Here is a 19,732-nt window from a genome sequence, read left to right as displayed (position 1 = left end):
ATCAAAGGATATGCCCATGGAAAAACCATCGAGAGTTAAGGCGGTCGCTTCTTTTCTGTTCAAACTTCTGCGGGTTCTTATTGTGTTGGGTATCGCCTTTGCCCTGGCATTCTGGCTGTACGCGAGTCGGTCAACCCCTGAGAAAAAAGAATTGGTGCGAATCCCGCCCAGTGTGCGGATATTTGAGGCCCATTCCCAATCTGAAATGATGACGGTGGAGGCCTTTGGCACGGTTAGTCCCAGGCGGTTGGTTAAAATTGCCGTGGAAGTGCCCGGACGAATCGTCTATATGAATCCCAGCTTTTTAGAGGGAGGAATGATTGAAAATTCAGACCTGTTGGTCCAAATTGATCCGCAATCCTATGGTTTAGGCAAAGAGGCGGCAGCCATCCGGGTTACCCAGGCCCGGGTGGATCTGGACAGCCTGAACCAGGAAATAGAAAATCTGAAAAAGGATATGGGGCTGGCCAAGACCAATGTGAAGCTGACCCAAAAAGAATTTGCGCGTATGACGGCGTTGAGTCAAAATCAGTTTGCATCCAAAACCAGTCTGGATAAGGCGGAACAGCAACATCTTGCCGCCAGGATCCAATTACAGACCATCCAGAACCGCCTTTCGCTTATCCCGGCCATGGTGGAACAAAAAAAGGCGGCACTGGCCATGGCCGATGTGGAGTTTGACAAGGCAGCCCTGGCATTGGACAGGACCCGGATTCTGTCCGGATTTGACGGGTTTGTCCTGGACAAACAGGCCCAGGTGGGCGAATATGTGAATCCCGGTCAGATCCTGGGGTCTGTTTATGCGAAGGATGAGCTGGATGTGGAGGTGAGAATCCCCCTGGAACAGATGCGCTGGATCCAGACCTATTTTGAAAATGGCCGCTTGCCCTCAGCCCGGATCCATATAGCCAATTTTGAGGGTCCCGAAAAAAGGGTATGGGAAGCCAGGGTTGCCAGAATTAAGGCCAGGGTCGATGAACGAACCAGAACCCTGCCCATGACCCTGGAGATCCAAACAGGAAGCAATAATGGGACAAACCCGGTCCGGGCAACCCTGTTTGATTTAAAACCCGGCACCTTTGTTGGGTGTACGATCATTGGTGAGACCTATGAAAATATTTTTGTGGTGCCCCGGCATCTGCTCAAACCCGGGAATGTTTTGTATCTTGTCACAGATTCTCACCTGGAGATACGGCAGGTTCGTTTGTTGCGCAAATTTGAAGAACAGGTTTATATCAATGGCGGGCTTACCAACGGGGACAAGATTATTGCATCTCCTGTTCCCGGTGCCATTGAGGGGATGGAATTGACCATTAAAGAAAATGGTCAGCAAGCGGGAAAAAAACCATGAATGCCTTGGGCAAATGGTCGGTTGAACACAGGGTTTCGGTAAACCTGATCATGGTCTTTTTGATTGTAGCCGGTTTTTTTACGGTTATCAATATGAAGCGGGAAATGTTTCCTCAATTTTCTCTGGACATGATTAATATTGGTGTTCCCTATCCGGGGGCCTCCCCTGCAGAAGTGGAAGAAGGCATCTGCATTAAGATTGAAGAACAGCTTAAAAGTCTTGAAAATATCAAAACCATGTATTCAACCTCCCTTGAGGGACATGGTTCTGTCACGTTGGAGCTCGCTGCCGGAACCAATATCAATGAAAAACTAGATGAAATCCGAACGGAAATAGATTTGATCGATTCATTTCCTGAACAGGCAGAAGACCCGGTGATCATTGAGATCAAGAACAATGAGCCTTCCATATACTTGGCAGTTTATGGGGATGTGGATGAACTATTGCTGCGGGATACGGCTGAAAAAATTCGGGATGATCTGGTGGACACAGATGCCATTTCCCTGGCAAGTCTGACCGGGGTCAGGGAGTTTGAGATTTCCATTGAAATATCTGAAGCAAGCCTTCGCCAGTTTAACCTTTCCTTTGATCAGGTGGTGGCCGCTGTCAAAACAGGTAGCTTGGAACTGCCCGGCGGGAAAATAAAAACCCGGGGAAGCGAGGTATTGGTCCGGGCCAAGGGAAAATTGTATAAAGGAGAAGAATTTGAGCGCATTCCGCTGGTGATACGCTCCGACGGCACGGTGATCCGTTTAGGGGATGTGGCAAGAGTAAAGGACGGGTTTGAAGATACCGATGTCACGGCAAGGTTCAATGGCAAGCCTGCGGCAATGATTGTGGTGAGCCGAACCGATTCTCAGGATACCATTGCCATTTCAGATACAGCCATCGACTATATGGAAACCCACAGGGACCTTATGCCCAAAGGCGTGACCCTGGGGTATTGGTTTAATATGGCAGACATGGTTCAAGACCGCATTGATCTGTTGCTCAAGAACGGGGCCCAGGGAATATTATTGGTCTTTATTGTGCTGGCCCTGTTCCTGGATCTGGGTCTTGCCTTTTGGGTGGCATCGGGAATTCCCATCTCTTTTATGGGGGCATTTCTGGTGTTGGATTATTTTGGCGCCTCCATCAACATGCTGTCCTTGTTTGGGTTTATCATGACCCTGGGGATATTGGTGGATGATGCCATCATTGTGGGTGAGAATATCTATACCCACTATTCCATGGGCAAATCCCCAAAACAGGCGGTGATGGACAGTATGGAACAGATCGGCGGACCCGTGGTCATGGCGGTGGCCACCACCATCGTGGCCTTTACCCCTTTGATGTATATCTCCGGGATCATGGGTAAATTTATTTCCATCATGCCCCAGGTGGTGATCTGCATCCTTGCCGTTTCCCTTTTGGAGGCCTTTCTTATCCTTCCGGCCCACCTGGAACATACCTTGAAACCGGCTAAGCAGAATAAAGTCTGGTTGTATCGGTTCTTTTTTTTCTGGCTGGGCTGGCTGAAAAAAGATATAATAGACGGTCATACCTGGGTCAGGAGTCGGGTGGAAAAAAAAATGAACCAGTTTATCCACTCGGTTTATCTGCCTGTTTTGCGATATTGTGTGCGGAACCGTTACTTTACCCTGGCCCTGGGAGCAGGGTGTCTCATTGTCTCTTTAGGGCTTCTGGCCGGGGGGCATGTGCCCTTTGTTTTTTTTCCCAAAACCGATTCCAACTGGATCATTTCTGAGACCATCTACCCACTTGGCACCCCTTTTGACACCACGGAAAAAACCATTAAACAAATTGAGAAGGGGGCCTTTGAGCTCAACGATTATTTCAAGAACCGGGTAAAGGGTGGCAAGGATCTGGTGGTCAACACTTTTTCCCTGGTGGGGGTTATTCCCAGGCGTGACTGGAAACCAGGGGTCTATGGCGGACATTGTGGCGAAGCCTGGATCGAAATTTTGCCTGCTGACATGCGACCCGGTATTTCCGCTCCCGAGGTTACGGCCAAATGGCGGGAATTGATCGGAGATATTCTGGGGGTTGAACAATTAACCTTTACCATTATTGGCGGCGGTCCCGGGGGTAACCCTATTGAAATCAGGCTTGTGGGCGATGATCTGGCCCAGCTTGAACAGGCGGCTAAGGTGCTTAAACAGGAAATTTCCACCTATCCGGGAACCTTTGATATCACAGACGATTTCCGGCCCGGAAAAATGGAAAAACAGATTTTTATCAAAAAAGGGGCAGAATCCCTGGGGGTCACCATGGCGGACATTGCCATCCAGATCCGCCAGGCTTACTACGGGGACGAGGTCTTAAAGATCCAGCGGGGAAAAGATGATATCAAAGTAATGGTGCGGTATTCCCAGGAGGAACGGGAAACGGAAGCCAGCATTGATGATTTGAGAATCCGCACCCGGGATGGGAGGCAGATTCCCTTGAACCAGGTGGCCCGCATTGAGATGGAGCAGGGCTATTCCACCATCCAGCGGGTGGACAGAAAACGGGTGATCACGGTGATATCCGACCTGGATGAGGATGTGGCCAATGCCCAGAAGATTGTGGACAACTTGCGGGCAGGATTTTTAGATACCCTGGTGACTCGATTCCCGGGAGTATCCTATGACCTTGAGGGCCAGGCCAAGCGGACCGAAGAATCCATCGACAGTCTGATCAAAGGGTTTTCCCTGGCAGGCATGGTGATGTTTTTGCTCCTGGCCAGCCAGTTTAGATCCTATATACAGCCGGTGATCATCATGACAGCTATCCCTTTTGGTCTCATTGGTGCCATTGTCGGACATTTTTTCATGGGACTGGATATTACCATGATCAGTATTTTTGGGATTGTGGCCCTGTCCGGTATTGTGGTCAATGACAGCTTGATCCTGATTGATTTTATTAATAGCAAGGTGCGTGGTGGGGAAAAGGTGTTTGATTCGGTAATAGATGCCGGCCAAAGTCGTTTCAGGCCGGTGTTGCTCACCTCTGTGACAACGGTGGCAGGGCTTTTTCCGTTATTGCTGGAAACGAGTTTCCAGGCCCAGTTTCTCATCCCCATGGCCGTGAGTATCAGTGCAGGACTTATTGCTGCCACCGGGTTAACCCTGGTATTTGTGCCGGCCCTCTATGTGGTGATAATGGATGTGACAGGGGTTTTTATGGCAAAACAAGAGAATGGGACGCGAAGGGCCCTGGCGCTGAATGAAGCACAAAATACAAATAAAAGAGGCCACTAATTATGGATTCTATCTTTAATAAATCTTTTTGGATCAACGAGTGGGAACAAGATAAATCAAGTGATACCTATGCGGTTCACAAGGGGTTTTCCACGCCCGAGTATTGGGACAAGGCTTCTGCCACCTATGACAAGAGTGAACGAGAGATCCAGGCCCGGCGCCTTGAAAAAACCCTGGGACTGTTGAAACAAAAAGGCCTTTTGTTTGAGGGGATGACGGTGCTCGAGATCGGTTGCGGAACTGGTCTTCTGGCCATGGCCCTGGCAAAAAACGGGGCCCATGTGACGGCCCTTGATTTTTCCCAGGGAATGCTGGATCAGTTTTCCCAACGGTTAACATCGGATCTCGCTGACCGAATCACACTTTTATCCGAAGACTGGCATACGCTTGATATCCAAAAAAAGGGTTGGGCGAAACAATTTGACCTGGTCATCGCTTTCATGTCACCGGGAGTTGCAACTTCAGAGGCTTTTTTTAAAATGATGGCATGCTCGAAAAACGGATGTGCCGTCCGGGGGTGGGCGGCCAGGCAGCAGCATGAAATTTTAACCCATCTTTGGAAAACGATCATGGGCAGCCCCCTTGATGACAAACCCCAGAGTATCCTGTACAAGATCAATCTGCTTTTTTCCCTGGGACTTTTTCCGGATATTGTCTTTGACACGGTGGAGTGGGATCAAAATGTAAGTCTGGAGCAGGAATTTGATAACCAAATGGCTTTTTTTTCAAAGGTGAGTGATAAACCGGCGGCCCTACTTGAAAAAATTATTCGAGATTACCTTGAATCTATTTCTAATCAAAGGGTCATTACGAAAAAACAAAAGGGCCTGACCGCCACTGCGGTTTTTTCGGTTAGCCCTCTTATTTGAAATTTCAGGGCGATCCGGGCAAACAATTGGTTGGCCTCTGAATCAACCGTGGTGTTGCTACAGAACCCGTTTTGGTTATTTTTCGTTGCGATGGGGGCAGGCATCCATGAATGCAACAAATTTCTGGAACTTTTTAAAGGTGTCTTTGTTCATGGCATGTTCCATTCGGCAGGCGGTGTCATTGGCTGTCTTTTCATCCACCTCAAGTATCCGGAATAAAAAATCTTTTAGGAATATATGGCGGCTTTCAATTTCCTGGGCAATTTTTCTTCCAGAGGCTGTCAGGGTGACATATCCATAGGGTTCATAATGGATAAATTTATGGGCCGCCAGTTTTTTGAGCATCCCGGTAACGGATCCCCTTTTGATGTCTAATCTTTCAGCAATATCTTTCGATCGGGCAACGGTATTCTTAGTCTGAAGTTCCAATATGGTCTCAAGATAATCTTCAAGGCTCTCGGAAAGTTCATTCTCTTTGGTCATTGTGACTCCTTTATATTGATTCAGCTATATATTCTTATACCCTGATTATATAGTAAGTCAAATAATTAGTTCTTAGTTTCTTGGTAAATGTCATTGACATAATTAAAAGTTAGCTATATAAAACTTTCTGTATCGAGCAATACATAATTACCTATGCCTATTTTAGGAGAAATCGTGACGACAATAAAATTAAGAGAGATGCAGGTAAATCAGACCGGCGTTATTGTATCTGTTAAAGGATCAGGAGAGCTTGGCAGAAGGATTCGGGACATGGGGCTTGTACCGGGAAAAGAGGTAAAAATACAGGGGCGAGCCCCTCTGTTTGATCCGGTATCTTTGAGGATCATGGGATTTACATTGACGCTTCGTAACAATGAAGCAGATATAATTCAGGTGGAGGTGAATGCATGAGTTTTGCCATTTGCTTGGCCGGAAATCCGAATTCCGGAAAAACAACCCTTTTTAACGTCCTGACAGGCGCCCGGCAGCAGGTGGGAAATTATCCCGGGGTAACGGTTGAAAAAAAGCAGGGAACCTGCACAAGTGATGCCGGACACTTTAATGTGGTGGATCTTCCCGGAACCTATTCTTTGACAGCCTATTCTCTGGAGGAAGTGGTGGCAAGGGATTATCTGGTCAATGAAACCCCTTCCATGATTGTCAATATTGTGGATGCTTCCAACCTGGAAAGAAACCTTTATCTGTCGCTTCAGTTCATGGAGATGGGGGTTCCTGTTTGTGTGGCCTTGAATATGATGGATGTGGCTAAAAAACGCGGGATCCGGATTAATATTGAAAAGTTGTCACAGCTTTTGGGTGTCCCTGTGGTGCCCACGGTTGCCAGAAGCGGGGAAGGCAAGAAAAAATTATTGACAACCATTGCCGCAACCATTGCGAGCAATGGGGATAAAGAGGTGACTCCCTTAAAAATTTCCTATGGGATGGATATTGATGGTGCCTTGGATGAGATGGAAGCCATTATTCTTTCAGGCTCTTTTTTGACCCAAAACTATCCGGCCCGGTGGACCGCCCTTAAATATCTTGAAAATGATAACCAGATTATTCAGATGGGGAACGCTAGCAATGCCCTTGTTGCAAAGCATCTTGAGAAAATTGTTAACAAGGTGACAAGGCATTTGGAACGAACCCTGGATACCCACCCCGAGGGGATGATTGCCGACCAGCGGTATGGATTTATCAATTCAGTTTTGAAACAGAATGTGGTGACCTATGCCCATGATAGAAATCGCATCCAGCGGTCTGACAAAATAGACAAGATCGTGACAAACCGACTTGCAGGCCCTGTGATCATGGTGGCAATCCTCATGGGATTGTATCATTTTACCTTTAGCTATGGACAAATCCCCATGGGATGGTTGGAATCATTCTTTGGCTGGTTGGGGGCAATCGTCGCGGGGGTACTGCCCGACGGACATCTGAAATCCCTGGTGGTTTCAGGGATTATTGGCGGAGTGGGGGGGGTATTGGGGTTTGTTCCCTTGATCATGTTCATGTTCCTGGGGATATCCTTTCTGGAAGATTCCGGATATCTGGCCCGGATGGCATTTATGCTGGACCGGGTGTTTAGAATATTCGGACTTCATGGCAGTTCGGTGATGGCCTTTATCGTCTCCGGGGGAATTGCGGGCGGTTGTGCTGTTCCAGGCGTCATGGCCACCCGAACCCTGAAATCTCCCAAGGAGAGACTGGCAACCCTTTTGACGGTTCCCTTCATGAACTGTGGTGCCAAATTACCGGTATTCGCTCTGTTGGTGGCCGCCTTTTTCTCTGAAAATAAGGCCTTGGTCATGATGGTGATTACGCTTATTTCCTGGGTGGGGGCATTGCTGGTGGCAAGGTTGTTGCGCTCCACTCTTATTCGAGGCGAATCCACTCCCTTTGTCATGGAGCTGCCCCCCTATCGTCTGCCCACCCTTAAGGGCCTTTTTATCCATACCTGGGAAAGAACCTGGCAATATGTAAAAAAGGCTGGAACGGTTATCTTAGGAATATCCATTGTGATCTGGGCCATGATGACATTCCCAGAGCTTGACAGCCAAAAGAAAGATCTGTTTGAAGCCCAGCGCGCAGGCGTTACCCGGGGAATGTCGGCACAGGATGTTGATCAGATGATGGCTCAAGATTCCCAGGCATTGTCACCCCGGAACCAGGCCTTAAAACAGGCCCTTGTTCAGATTGATCTGAAAGAGGTCCAGGCTGGATTGAAAAATTCTGCTGCTGGTCGGTTGGGGGTAGCACTTACGGGGATTACACAATATGCAGGGTTTGATTGGCGGACCAATATTGCCCTTGTGGGTGGCTTTGCAGCCAAAGAGGTGGTGGTCTCCACCCTGGGTACGGCTTATTCTTTAGGCGAAGTGGATCCCGAAGATACAGGTTCTCTTTCAGATCGGCTCAAGACAGCAGACGGGTGGGGTCCCTTAACCGCATTCAGCCTGATTATCTTTACGATTTTTTATGCTCCGTGTTTTGTTACGGTGGTTTGTATTGCAAAGGAAGCAGGCTCCTGGAAGTGGGCCGCTTTTTCTGTTGTTTTTAACACAACCCTGGCCTTTGGATTGTCAGTGGTGGTTTACCAGGTTGGTTCTTTGATCATGTCTTGATGGGGAGGAAAGAAAATGGATAATATATTTGTGGGGATTATAGTGGCCATGGCCTTATTGTTTTGCATCAGAAGTTTTGTTAAACTCTATAGGGGGCAGGGGGGCTGCAATTGCAGCAGTGGCTGTGGCTGTGGCTGCGGAATCAAGGACAAGACAGGCCATTGCAGTCAGGGCCAGCCCTTTAAAATCATAGATAAATAAAAGTACAAATAACGAGTCCGGTAAAATCCATATTATGGGAGAAGTAAATTTAAATGCTTTCCCATGGTATGGATTTTGCTTTTTTCTATTGTCATAAGGGAAAATATAATTATAGTATATGGGTAATTATAAAGTTTACCCCAAGTGTCATACCCATAAATGAAATTTTAAATTTTGAGGTGATATATGACCGACGAGACCAAACCCATTACGCCTGAAATAGTAAACGACGAAGAAGAGAAGACAGAAAGCGGGTTGGTAGAGCAAAATGTCAAACCTGATATATTATACCTGGTTCCCATAACAGGACGTCCCCATCTGCCAGCCCAGGTCCAGCCGTTGATTGTTGATAAAAAACGGTGGGAAGAGACCTTGAGAAAAGCATCACGGGATTCAAAAAATTTTCTGGGCCTTTCCTATTTAAGTGAGGTAAAGGGAAAATATGTGTATCAGAAAGATTTTCCCAAGGTCGGCTGCGTGGTCCGCATGATCAATATTACAGATGTGGAGGGGCATATCCAGTTTATTGCCCAGGGACTTGAACGCTTTAAAATCAAAAGATTTCTCTCTGATAAACCCCCCTTTGTGGTCGAGGTGGAATATTTTGAAAAAATGGAAGAGGATGAAGACAAGTTAAAGGCCTATGCCATTTCCATCATCAGCTCCATCAAAACGCTTTTATCCTTAAACCCGTTGTATTCAGAGGAACTTAGACAATATCTGGGACGGTTCAGTCCGGACCAGCCCTCTCCTTTGACAGATTTTGCTGCAGGCATCACCACTGCCTCCGGGCCTGATCTCCAGGAAATCTTGGAGATAGAATCTGTGATTGAGCGGATGAAAAAAGTATTGATGCTGCTCCAAAAAGAGATAGAGATTGCCAAACTCCAGACAAAGATTCAAAAAGACCTGAATACCCAGGTGGATGATAACAAGCGGAAGTTCTTTTTAAAGGAACAGCTCAAGGCCATCCAGAAAGAACTGGGTATGCAAAAGGATGATAAAACAAACGATGTGGATAAATTCAAGGCAAAATTTGAAATGCTTGATCCACCGGAGCATGTGGTGGAGCGCTTTGAAGAGGAAATTGAGAAATTATCTGTATTGGAGACAGGTTCTTCTGAATACGGGGTAACGCGAAATTATCTGGATTGGATCACCTCCTTTCCCTGGGGGACTTATTCCGAAGATAATATTGATATCACCCGGGCAGAAGAGATCCTTGAACGGGATCATGCTGGGCTTTCAGATGTCAAGGAGCGGATCATTGAGTTCTTTGCAGCAGGGGTTTATAAACGAGATATATCCGGGTCCATTATCCTTTTTGTGGGACCTCCGGGTGTGGGTAAAACTTCCATCGGAAAATCCATTGCCGAAGCCCTTGGACGAAAGTTTTACCGGTTCAGCCTGGGGGGCATGCGGGACGAAGCGGAGATCAAAGGCCACAGAAGAACCTATGTGGGGGCTCTTCCCGGTAAAATGGTCCAGGCCCTTAAGGATACAAAGGTGGCAAATCCCGTGATCATGCTCGATGAGGTGGACAAAATCGGGGCTTCCTACCAGGGGGATCCTGCTTCGGCCCTGCTGGAAGCCTTGGATCCGGAACAAAATAGCGAATTCCTGGACCATTACCTGGACCTTCGCGTTGATTTGTCAAAGGTGTTGTTCATTTGTACGGCCAATACCCTGGATACCATTCCCGCGCCCCTCCTGGATCGGATGGATCGGATCAATCTGTCCGGGTATATCACGGCGGAAAAAATGGAGATTGCCAGAAAGCATCTTTGGCCAAGATTGTTGAAGCGAAATAATTTGACCAACAGTATCATTACCATCACCGACCCCACCATCCAATACCTCATTGAGGGGTATGCCAGGGAGGCCGGGGTCAGAGGGCTTGAAAAATTGCTCAACAAGATCATCCGGAAGAGTATTGTTACCATCCTGAAAGAGAAAAAGAAAAAAATCCGGATTAATATCAAATCCCTGGAAGGGTATCTGGGGTCGCCTTTTTTTACAAAGGAAAAGCAGATGAAAGGGGTGGGAATTGTGACAGGCCTTGCCTGGACCTCCATGGGAGGGGCCACCCTTTCCATTGAGGCTGTAAAGGTTCACGGGAAAAATTCCGGGTTTAAACTGACAGGCAAACTTGGAGACGTGATGCAGGAATCCGCCGCCATTTCCCTGTCCCATGTCCGGGCAAATTCCAAGGCCTTTGGTATTGCGGAAGATTATTTTGACAACGCCTTTATTCATATCCATGTGCCCGAGGGTGCTACTCCCAAGGACGGCCCCTCTGCCGGAGTCACCATTACCACGGCATTGGTTTCTTTGGCCACGGGCAAGGCTATCAAGCGGCCCCTTGCCATGACCGGTGAAATTACCCTTACCGGAGATGTGCTGCCCGTGGGGGGGATAAAGGAAAAAATCATTGCTTCCCGGCGTATCGGAATTAATGAAATTATCCTGCCCCATGGGTGCAAAAGTGAGTTTAAAAAGCTTCCCGATCATATTAAGGAGGGGATAACGTTTCATTTTGCCAAACGCTACAAGGATGTTTACGAGATCGTGTTTAAACCATAAGGGTCCATATTAAAATTGTCGGAATCCAGGTGCCTGCAATGTCCTCCCTCCTCCGAAAAGAGGACATTGCAGCGTCCTTGTCCATACCAGACCGTCTCTATTCTTCTATGCCCGGGTTTTCATATGCCTCAGCTGATAAGGGCAAAATTGCTTCACACCGCCAGCCTGCTGGATGTTTATCAGATGCCAGCAGAATCTGTTGTACGACCTCTTTGTTTAAATATCTTTCATAAACCAGGTATGATTCATGGGTCAATTCATTTATGTAGTTGCTTTTGACCAAATGGGGTTGGGTGTTCGGGACATCGGTTCTGAGCAGTTTGCCTCGTTTGGAATACTCGGCATAGGTGGTATTTGAATTTTTAATATACCGATGGCCCGTGGCAACATCGAAATAAGCATCTCCCTTTGCCATATCCTTTGTGCTTTCAGCACCAATGGCAGCGGTGTTGATTCCCCAGAACAAAAAAATAATGATAAAACAAAATAATTTTTTCATGGTCCCATCTCCTTCATAAAATTTATCGTGCAGGAAAAATATTCTTGATGGATGTGTTCTGTAAAACGCTGGTTAGTGACCCTGGAGATTCCTGCATCATTATGTGTCGAGGCCAAGCTTGCGAACATGATTCCAGCTAGTCCTCTGTATGAAATATAATCAGCGGAGGTGCCCTATGAATAGCGGGTCTGATTATATTTCTTTACGATATACATAACACTATAAAATTATGGGAAATGCAATCAGGGAAACGCCTATTTTTTATGTAAAAAGTATGTATTTTTGGCTTTCTCCTGGGCAATTTGCCCAGGAGCGATTGATCCCAAAGAGAGGTTAAGGGTCTCACCTGGGGCAGCACCTATCTGGAATTGTTTGGCGCTAAAACTGCCTGACAATAGCGGTTGCCCGTTAAAGGAAGCCATCGCTATTTCATGGGGATATCTTGGTTTAGATTAATGCCCGGATTTTTTGCCAGGTCGTTTCCGGGATCTGGGCGCCCATGACCTGGCAAACTTCATAGCCGCAGGCAGATCCAAGCTGCCCGCTTTTTTCAATGGAAAACCCATTGGCAATGCCGAACAAAAAGCCTGCTGCCCAGAGGTCGCCAGCTCCTGTTGTATCCATTGGCTCTTTGCCAACCACGGGGTCAATTCGGGTGATCTTGTTCATAAAAGAGACAAAACTGCCTCTTTTGCCCACCTTTAAAACGGCGTAGATAACATCCTGGGACAACACTTCCATGGCAGACATTTCATCGGTAAACCCGGTATATGCTTTTGCCTCATCTTCATTGGCAATGAGAATATCTACATACTCTTTGACAATATCCTGTAAAATTGTTTTTGAGGCATTGACCACTTCAAAACTGGCAAGATCCAGGGCAATGAGTGACCCTGCTTCCTTGGCAGCTCGTATGGATGCCATCATCAGATCGGGGTTGAACAGCAAGTAACCTTCAATGACGCTGATGGCGGTGTCTTTAAAAAGTGCGGGTGTGATGCTGGCCGGCGCAAGTTCTGTGGAAGCCCCGAGAAACGTGAACATGGAACGCTGGGCATCCGGGGTGATCACGGACAACACCTTACCCGTGGGAGAAGCGGGAGAAATGGAAAGTTGTGGTTCCACGTGGCAGGAGATAATCTGGGATTCAAATTTTTTGCCATAGGCATCATTTCCCCTGCGGCCGATAAACCTGGCATCACCCCCCAGGTTTCCCACACCTATAATGGTGTTGCAGGCAGCGCCTCCGGGCACAATGATAGGGGTTTGGGCGGTTTGGGACAGAATCGACTCAATGGCATTGTCCTGAACCAGGGTCATCCCTCCCTTTGTTTTTCCAAGGTCCTGTAAAAATTGATCGGTTTCATTGATGAGCACATCCACAAGGGCGGATCCGATTCCGGTGATTCGTTTACTTGTCGCTTCTGGCATATGGTTTCTCCCAAAAAAGGTTTGTTGTCTGCCCCTGAAGGCTTGGCTTTTATCTGGTTTTTGTTAGGAATAATAAAAGGTATCACCCAATTGTCAATAGAATTATGACTTTTAATATAAATATGAACATATCTTGATATATTTTTGAGACACTATTGACAAATGGTCTATAAAAAATTATTAATACAGGCAAAATTTTTTATAATTTTACGATATATTATCGAAAGAAAATAAAATTACCATCAAATAAAAGGAGTTTGAAATGTCAAAAAATAAAGTATCCTTATTTACATCTGAATCAGTTACAGAAGGACATCCTGATAAAGTCGCAGACGCTATTTCCGATAGTATTTTAGATGCCATCATGGCGGAAGATAAAAAATGCCGGGTTGCCTGTGAAACCCTTGTGACAACCGGTTTGGCCATGGTGGCTGGTGAAATTACAACCGATTGCTATGTGGATATTCCCCATGTGGTTCGAAATACCATCAAAGATATCGGGTATAATTCTTCCAATATGGGCTTTGACTGGCAGACCTGTTCGGTTGTTACCAGTATTGACCAGCAGTCGCCTGATATTGCTCAGGGGGTTGACGAAGGTGCGGGCCTTCATAAGGAACAGGGGGCGGGTGACCAGGGGATAATGTTCGGGTTTGCCACAAATGAAACCGAAGAACTCATGCCCATGCCCATTACCTATGCCCATAAATTGACCCACCGCCTGGCCCAGGTCCGGAAGAATGGGGCCCTTGATTTTTTGAGACCCGACGGCAAGTCCCAGGTGACCATTGAGTATTTGGATGGAAAACCCAAGCGGGTGGATACGATAGTTGTTTCCACCCAGCATTCTCCGGACGTTTCTCATGATGACCTGAAAAATGCTGTGATTAAAGAGGTTATTAAAAAAGTGATCCCTGAAAATATGATGGACGGGGATACCCGGTTTTTCATCAATCCCACCGGCCGGTTTGTCGTGGGGGGGCCCATGGGAGACTGCGGGGTGACCGGGCGTAAAATCATCGTGGATACCTATGGCGGAAAGGGCAGCCACGGGGGGGGATGTTTTTCCGGCAAGGATCCCTCAAAGGTGGACAGAAGTGCGTCTTATATGGGACGATATGTCGCTAAAAACATGGTGGCGGCAGGGTTAGCTGACATGTGTGAAATCCAGGTGGCCTATGCCATCGGTGTTGCCCAGCCTGTATCCTTGCTGGTGGATTTCATGGGAACCGGTAAGATTTCTGAAATTCGTGCCATTGAAATTGTCAAAGAGGTTTTTGACCTGAGACCGGCTGCGATTATTCAGGAGCTGGACCTTTTGCGGCCTATTTACAGGAAAACATCTGCCTATGGCCATTTTGGAAGAAAAGACCCGGATTTTTATTGGGAAAGAACCATTAAGGCCGATCAAATAAGAAATCTGGCGGGGTTATAACCTCGTTGCCTACCATACACGGCCGCCTGAACCAAAAATAGATATTAAGGTTGGGCGGCCCTTTTTGTCCGCAGGGTACCAAGACCATAAAAACGGTATCCTGTTTAAAACCAACCTGCTTTGATAATCATGCAATAAAAAAATAGTTAAAAAGGAGTTAAACATGCAACAGCCAAGCAAAGACCCTAGTTACCTTGATCTTGATCCGGGTTTGAAATATAAGGTCAAAGATATCGGCCTTGCCGAGGACGGCGACAAGGACATGCAATTGTCTGAAAAAGAAATGCCGGGACTCATGGCCATCCGTGAAAAATACGGCCCCCAAAAACCCCTGGCCGGACTGAAAGTCATGGGCAGCCTTCATATGACCATCCAGACAGCCATGCTAATTGATACCCTGTATGAACTGGGTGCTGACATTCGCTGGGCCACCTGTAATATTTTTTCCACCCAGGATCATGCCGCCGCTGCCATTGCGCAAAAAGGTTCGGCTGCTGTTTTTGCATGGAAGGGCGAAACCATGGAAGAGTTTTGGTGGTGTACGGAACAGGCCCTGACCTGGCCAGACGGTTCTGGTCCTGATCTCATCGTTGACGATGGGGGGGATGCCACCCTTTATGTCCACCAGGGCGTAAAAATGGAAACAGATCCCTCTTTACTGGACAATGAGACTCACAGCGTGGATGAACGCTGCCTCATGGACCGTCTCAAGGTAAGTGTCAAGAAGGACGAGCAAAAATGGACAAAAATTGCCAAGGGTATCAGGGGTGTCTCCGAAGAGACCACCACAGGTGTTCATAGACTTTATCATCTGGCTGCCAAAAATGAACTGCTGTTTCCTGCCATCAATGTCAATGATTCGGTTACCAAATCAAAATTTGATAATCTATACGGATGCCGGGAGTCCCTGGCCGATGGGATCAAACGGGCAACGGACGTGATGCTGGCCGGAAAAACTATTGTTGTGGCCGGATACGGGGATGTGGGAAAAGGGTGTGCCGCTTCCATGAAAGGATATGGGGCCATTGTCCTGGTTACTGAAATTGATCCCATCTGTGCACTACAGGCTGCCATGGAAGGGTATGAAGTGGTTACCATGGAAGCTGCAGCGACAAGGGGCGATATATTTGTCACTGCCACGGGAAGTTATCATGTCATCACGGGCAAGCACATTGAGCAGATGAAAGATGAGTCCATTATTTGTAATATTGGTCACTTTGACAATGAAATTGAAATGAGTTTTCTGGACAATAACCCCACCGCTAAAAAAGTGACCATCAAGCCCCAGGTGGACAAATGGACCCTTGAATCTGGCCGCTCTGTGATTGTTCTGGCAGAAGGCCGTTTGGTAAACCTGGGATGTGCAACCGGTCACCCCAGTTTTGTCATGAGTAACAGCTTTTCCAACCAGACCATGGCCCAGATTAAATTGGCCCAGGAAAAATTGGAAAAAAAGGTCTATACCCTGCCCAAGGAATTGGATGAGGAAGTGGCCCGTCTTCATTTGAAAAATTTGTCCGTTACCTTGACAAAATTAACCCAGGAGCAGGCTGACTATCTTGGGATTCCCGTGAACGGACCCTTTAAATCAGATCATTATAGATATTAAACTAAATAGATACCCAGGCTAACTTTTTATTGGGTTGTTTTTGATCACGGGGCAGAAAACATCTGCCCCGTGATTTTTTTTTGGGACAAATAATTTTTTTACCAACAGGTTTATTCGTTTGGTTTTGGGGTCACAGGGTTGATATTGATATGTGGTTTAAGGGATTCTTCCAAATGGAAATCCACTTGTTTTTCAAGAAGGACAAGTGTTTTTCCGAATTCCTCAATTAATTTTTCTGCCAGGGGGGTCAACTGGGATCCGCCTCCTTTTTTCCCTCCCACCGTTTTTATCAGCAGTTTTTCCCCCAGTCGTTCTTCCGTGGCTTTAATCCGCCCCCATATGCCTCGATATCCCATTTTTAATTCCTTGGCAGCTGCCTGAAGGGACCCTTTTTCTTTGATGAGGGTCAGAATTCGATAGCGTCCCAGGCCAAACACGACATTGCCGTGATCATCTTCGACCCAGATTTTAGAACGGGAATGAAATTTATGTGATGTCATCTATTTGAGCCCTGTCTTAATTTGTGAACAGGGCTCAAGCATACGCAATTCGTTTTTTTATGGCAATACATTATTGTAAAGCCGCTTTAAGGTCTGGGAATAAAATTTTCTTTGAGTGCCGGATGTTTTTTGTTCAATGACAGGGAAAAATCTTTGCCTAGGACACAGGTTGCGAAAATTTTACCGATTTTGCGCCCAGCGCTTTGGGTTTCAAAAGGCTTGTAAATTTTACCATTACCCAGCCAAAGGTATTATCAGGCAGCTTAACGTAATACCAACCTGAATTTGATGACTGTACCACAAGCATTTCTCCTTTTTGCACGGTTTTAATGATTGAATGTTCCATTCCAGGACCAGACCGAACATTTAAAATTGAAACGGTTACCCGGATTTGATCTCCCTCCCAGGCAAGGTTTTCACCGGTTTGAACAGGTTCCAGGGGAGGAGGCGTCACCACATACCCATTGGGCGTCTTCCGGTAATAAACATCTGCATAGGTGTAGTAGGTATCGCCTCTGATGGGTATCACTGCCGCAAAAGGAGGCAGCAAGGGAATCACGGCGCCAACGGGTGCTGCCGCCACAGCATAACCATGTCCCAAGGGCCTGTAAAAAATGCCTTCCAGAAAAAAATAGGTCAAGGCCCCGATATGGACAGGCCAATGGCCCTTCAAAGGACCTTGGATGTCCATTCCTATCGGAGGATAACCCTGTGCGGGGTGTCCTTCGGGTCTGAAAGCCCAGGCGGATCCTGCGGGCAGAATACCCCATGATACCAAAAGAAAAAGGATCAGAATCGTCAGGGCCTGGGGGTTGATTTTTTTTGCAATGCTTGTATTCATTTTTTACTCCTAGGGCTTTTCAATATTTGAAGAAAGAGCAAACTTTAATTGATGTGACTTGCCGGTATCGGTTTCCACCAACCGCAGCTGAAGGTTTTTGGCACTGCGGGCTTCGGCAGGATAAAATAAAATCCCATAGGCAAGGGTGTCGGGTAAAATCGTTTTATTTTGCAGCGATTTCTCCTGCAAATCCTGTGAGATTGTCCGTTGGGCATCTTTGTTTTCATGGCCCCTGATCCCGCCGGTAAGAATTCCAATAGATCCACCAACGGCTGCTCCCTTTCCGGCTGCAGTGCCTATGCTTGTGCCGGTAACAATACCGATGGCAGAACCGATGATTGCCCCGGCTGCAGCGCCCATTATTCCGGAAGATGCCCCACTTTTCAGCATCTGATCATTTTTAGTATTCCGGGACGCTCTTTCATAGACCATTTCCCTGCTCAATATGGTCCACATATTTCCGGCAGTGTCTTGGATAAAAGATTGGGACCCATCAATCTCAAATGTATGGCCGCTTTTGTTGTCAAAAACCACCTGCACCGGCAAAATCCCTGAGCCGATGATGTCAAAGCCGAATTCCCGGGCCGCCTCTTTGCTTTCCCCATAGGATTTAACACCAATTTGTGCCCCGTCAATTTGTATGCAGTTGACGAGACTGGACGGTGATTTGAAGGATACTGGCGCTGCTTTATAAGCAGTTGAGCAGCCGGTGAAAATGACAATGAAGATTAAGCCACACAACAGCCGTGGTCTGTGCCTTATTTTTGTTTGTAATTGATTGTTCATATCTTGCTCCTGTTTTTTTGGACAATTGTATTTACCAATGTATTTACCAATGGTTATTGTTTCACCGGGCCTGTTTGAAAACAGAACCAGTGGAAAACGATTAAACACAAGTATAATTCCATGGGGAATGGCATTCAATGCCTGGGGGTGGATCTCTATTTTTAAACTTGTTTTCATCAAGGTTTTATCATAATTTAATGTCATTTTATCTTCAAAAGGCCAATAAAAAAAACGATGCTCGGTTAATGCCGGGCAACAAATATTGGATCCAATACTCACATTTTCCACATAATTCTCTTTTTTTATCCCCACAATTTTTTAGTATTATAAAACGGATACGATAAGAAAAATTTTAGTTTTTTTTAAAATTTTTTAACGGCAGCATGGAAATGATCAACAATTAATTTAAGGAAATCAGCAATGACAATTAGCGCTCGTAGATTAATGACAATGATCCTGTTGGGAGTTTTTACTCTCTTGAATTTGTATGTTAATATAGCATCTGCTCAGGAAGGAGGCAGAGGTCAGCATAATGGTCCGCCTCCCGAAGCCTTTACTGCATGCGAGGGAAAATCTGCCGGAGATACCGCAGAATTTGTAAGCCCCCGCGGAGATACTGTTACTGGTACCTGTGTTGCGGAAAAAGACAGCCTGGTCCTGCGTCCAGATAATCCGCCTGACGGCAAAAGAGAACCCAAGACAGACGACTAAAGATATTAAAGTGTCTGGAAAACCCATTCCATTATCCATGGGATGGGTGCTCTTTCGCATGTGTTTTATAAATAAATTGGCGGATATAAAGAATCATCCTTTGTCAGCGGCCGTTCAAATAACACCGATTAGCGGTTAATGAGATTAAAGAATTGGCGAAGCTGACCATCCAATTTCCAGGTATGAAAAATTTTATTTTCTTGGGAGGGATAAAATATGGATATCATGAGTGATGATTATTCAAAACAGATGTGGAAAGCAATTAACAGTGCAAAATCTATAAGCGATTTGCAAGATGCTTTATACCTGGTATGTCTTCGATTATATGAAATCGAAAAATGTTTGCCACCAGAGCACAAAGATCTTGAAATCAACTCTTTATTAAAGAGAATTTGTGGCCGCTTCAATTGATTTGTATCATTCCTTTAATAAAATAACTTTCTTTTTCACGGGTATGGATCTGAACAAAAGATCCATACCCGTTTTATGGCATTCTTATTAAAAGGAGCGGTCCTTTCCCTATCTCCATAAATACACCATGGGAACAAAAGGATATCATAAAATATA

General features: G+C 46.3%; 17 protein-coding genes. 11 read left to right on the top strand and 6 right to left on the bottom strand.

The genetic code is table 11. The annotated features are described in order from the left end of the window. Window positions 1-16 precede the first annotated feature (16 nt). Genes ACZ45G_RS20580 through ACZ45G_RS20570 form a run of 3 tightly spaced genes read left to right on the top strand, consistent with a single transcriptional unit; the run spans window position 17 to window position 5,462 of the window. Window positions 17-1,351: an efflux RND transporter periplasmic adaptor subunit gene (locus tag ACZ45G_RS20580; RefSeq protein WP_464172378.1), complete on the top strand. Its 1,335-nt coding sequence runs from the start codon at window positions 17-19 to the stop codon at window positions 1,349-1,351. Further along, entirely contained in the window at window positions 1,348-4,593 is a 3,246-nt protein-coding gene (locus ACZ45G_RS20575) for an efflux RND transporter permease subunit (protein ID WP_464172377.1), read from the top strand. Before ACZ45G_RS20580 ends, ACZ45G_RS20575 begins: the two co-directional genes overlap by 4 nt. Window positions 4,594-4,595: 2 nt before the next feature. Next, window positions 4,596-5,462, top strand: a complete 867-nt coding sequence (locus ACZ45G_RS20570; protein WP_464172376.1) for a class I SAM-dependent methyltransferase — start codon at window positions 4,596-4,598, stop codon at window positions 5,460-5,462. A gap of 75 nt (window positions 5,463-5,537) precedes the next feature. Here ACZ45G_RS20570 and ACZ45G_RS20565 read toward each other — a convergent pair whose 3' ends face one another. Next, window positions 5,538-5,945, bottom strand: a complete 408-nt coding sequence (locus tag ACZ45G_RS20565; RefSeq protein ID WP_464172375.1) for a metal-dependent transcriptional regulator — start codon at window positions 5,943-5,945, stop codon at window positions 5,538-5,540. Window positions 5,946-6,119: 174 nt separating this feature from the next. On the opposite strand from ACZ45G_RS20565, the gene ACZ45G_RS20560 reads away from it, so the two are divergent. From ACZ45G_RS20560 to lon, 4 genes are all read left to right on the top strand, one after another. After that, window positions 6,120-6,356: a FeoA family protein gene (locus tag ACZ45G_RS20560; RefSeq protein ID WP_464172374.1), complete on the top strand. Its 237-nt coding sequence runs from the start codon at window positions 6,120-6,122 to the stop codon at window positions 6,354-6,356. Then, window positions 6,353-8,569 (top strand): ferrous iron transport protein B, encoded by a 2,217-nt coding sequence (gene feoB, locus ACZ45G_RS20555; protein WP_464172373.1) that lies wholly within the window; start codon window positions 6,353-6,355, stop codon window positions 8,567-8,569. The genes ACZ45G_RS20560 and feoB overlap by 4 nt, the downstream gene beginning before the upstream one ends. A gap of 15 nt (window positions 8,570-8,584) precedes the next feature. Next, window positions 8,585-8,770: a hypothetical protein gene (locus tag ACZ45G_RS20550; RefSeq protein ID WP_464172372.1), complete on the top strand. Its 186-nt coding sequence runs from the start codon at window positions 8,585-8,587 to the stop codon at window positions 8,768-8,770. Window positions 8,771-8,956: 186 nt separating this feature from the next. Continuing rightward, window positions 8,957-11,353 carry an endopeptidase La gene (lon, locus tag ACZ45G_RS20545; protein ID WP_464172371.1) on the top strand — a complete coding sequence of 799 codons (2,397 nt, stop codon included), beginning with the start codon at window positions 8,957-8,959 and terminating at the stop codon, window positions 11,351-11,353. 97 nt (window positions 11,354-11,450) lie between these two features. Here lon and ACZ45G_RS20540 read toward each other — a convergent pair whose 3' ends face one another. Together ACZ45G_RS20540 and ACZ45G_RS20535 are read right to left on the bottom strand one after the other, a co-directional pair. After that, window positions 11,451-11,852 carry a hypothetical protein gene (locus ACZ45G_RS20540; RefSeq protein WP_464172370.1) on the bottom strand — a complete coding sequence of 134 codons (402 nt, stop codon included), beginning with the start codon at window positions 11,850-11,852 and terminating at the stop codon, window positions 11,451-11,453. 447 nt (window positions 11,853-12,299) lie between these two features. Beyond that, window positions 12,300-13,283: an adenosine kinase gene (locus tag ACZ45G_RS20535; RefSeq protein WP_464172369.1), complete on the bottom strand. Its 984-nt coding sequence runs from the start codon at window positions 13,281-13,283 to the stop codon at window positions 12,300-12,302. 262 nt (window positions 13,284-13,545) lie between these two features. On the opposite strand from ACZ45G_RS20535, the gene metK reads away from it, so the two are divergent. Together metK and ahcY are read left to right on the top strand one after the other, a co-directional pair. Next, window positions 13,546-14,718 (top strand): methionine adenosyltransferase, encoded by a 1,173-nt coding sequence (gene metK, locus ACZ45G_RS20530; RefSeq protein WP_464172368.1) that lies wholly within the window; start codon window positions 13,546-13,548, stop codon window positions 14,716-14,718. Between the two features lie 163 nt (window positions 14,719-14,881). After that, the gene (ahcY, locus tag ACZ45G_RS20525; protein WP_464172367.1) at window positions 14,882-16,327 is read left to right on the top strand and encodes an adenosylhomocysteinase; all 1,446 of its coding nucleotides are present in this window, start codon (window positions 14,882-14,884) and stop codon (window positions 16,325-16,327) included. Window positions 16,328-16,437: 110 nt separating this feature from the next. On the opposite strand, the gene ACZ45G_RS20520 is transcribed toward ahcY, so the two are convergent. From ACZ45G_RS20520 to ACZ45G_RS20510, 3 genes are all read right to left on the bottom strand, one after another. After that, window positions 16,438-16,827 carry a winged helix-turn-helix domain-containing protein gene (locus ACZ45G_RS20520; protein ID WP_464172366.1) on the bottom strand — a complete coding sequence of 130 codons (390 nt, stop codon included), beginning with the start codon at window positions 16,825-16,827 and terminating at the stop codon, window positions 16,438-16,440. Between the two features lie 157 nt (window positions 16,828-16,984). Continuing rightward, the gene (locus ACZ45G_RS20515; RefSeq protein WP_464172365.1) at window positions 16,985-17,668 is read right to left on the bottom strand and encodes a DUF6515 family protein; all 684 of its coding nucleotides are present in this window, start codon (window positions 17,666-17,668) and stop codon (window positions 16,985-16,987) included. Between the two features lie 9 nt (window positions 17,669-17,677). Next, a complete protein-coding gene (locus tag ACZ45G_RS20510; RefSeq protein WP_464172364.1) occupies window positions 17,678-18,658 on the bottom strand; it encodes a hypothetical protein in 981 nt (326 codons plus the stop codon). A 216-nt stretch (window positions 18,659-18,874) separates the two neighbouring features. Here ACZ45G_RS20510 and ACZ45G_RS20505 point away from each other — a divergent pair, with 216 nt between their 5' ends. Then, window positions 18,875-19,165 (top strand): hypothetical protein, encoded by a 291-nt coding sequence (locus ACZ45G_RS20505; RefSeq protein ID WP_464172363.1) that lies wholly within the window; start codon window positions 18,875-18,877, stop codon window positions 19,163-19,165. Between the two features lie 216 nt (window positions 19,166-19,381). Beyond that, a complete protein-coding gene (locus ACZ45G_RS20500) occupies window positions 19,382-19,576 on the top strand; it encodes a hypothetical protein (RefSeq protein WP_464172362.1) in 195 nt (64 codons plus the stop codon). The last annotated feature ends 156 nt before the right edge of the window (window positions 19,577-19,732 follow it).

It is taken from the genome of Desulfoconvexum algidum (assembly GCF_055382125.1).
Note: the sequence above shows the minus strand (reverse complement) of the source record. Positions and strands in the feature narration are given on the sequence as shown.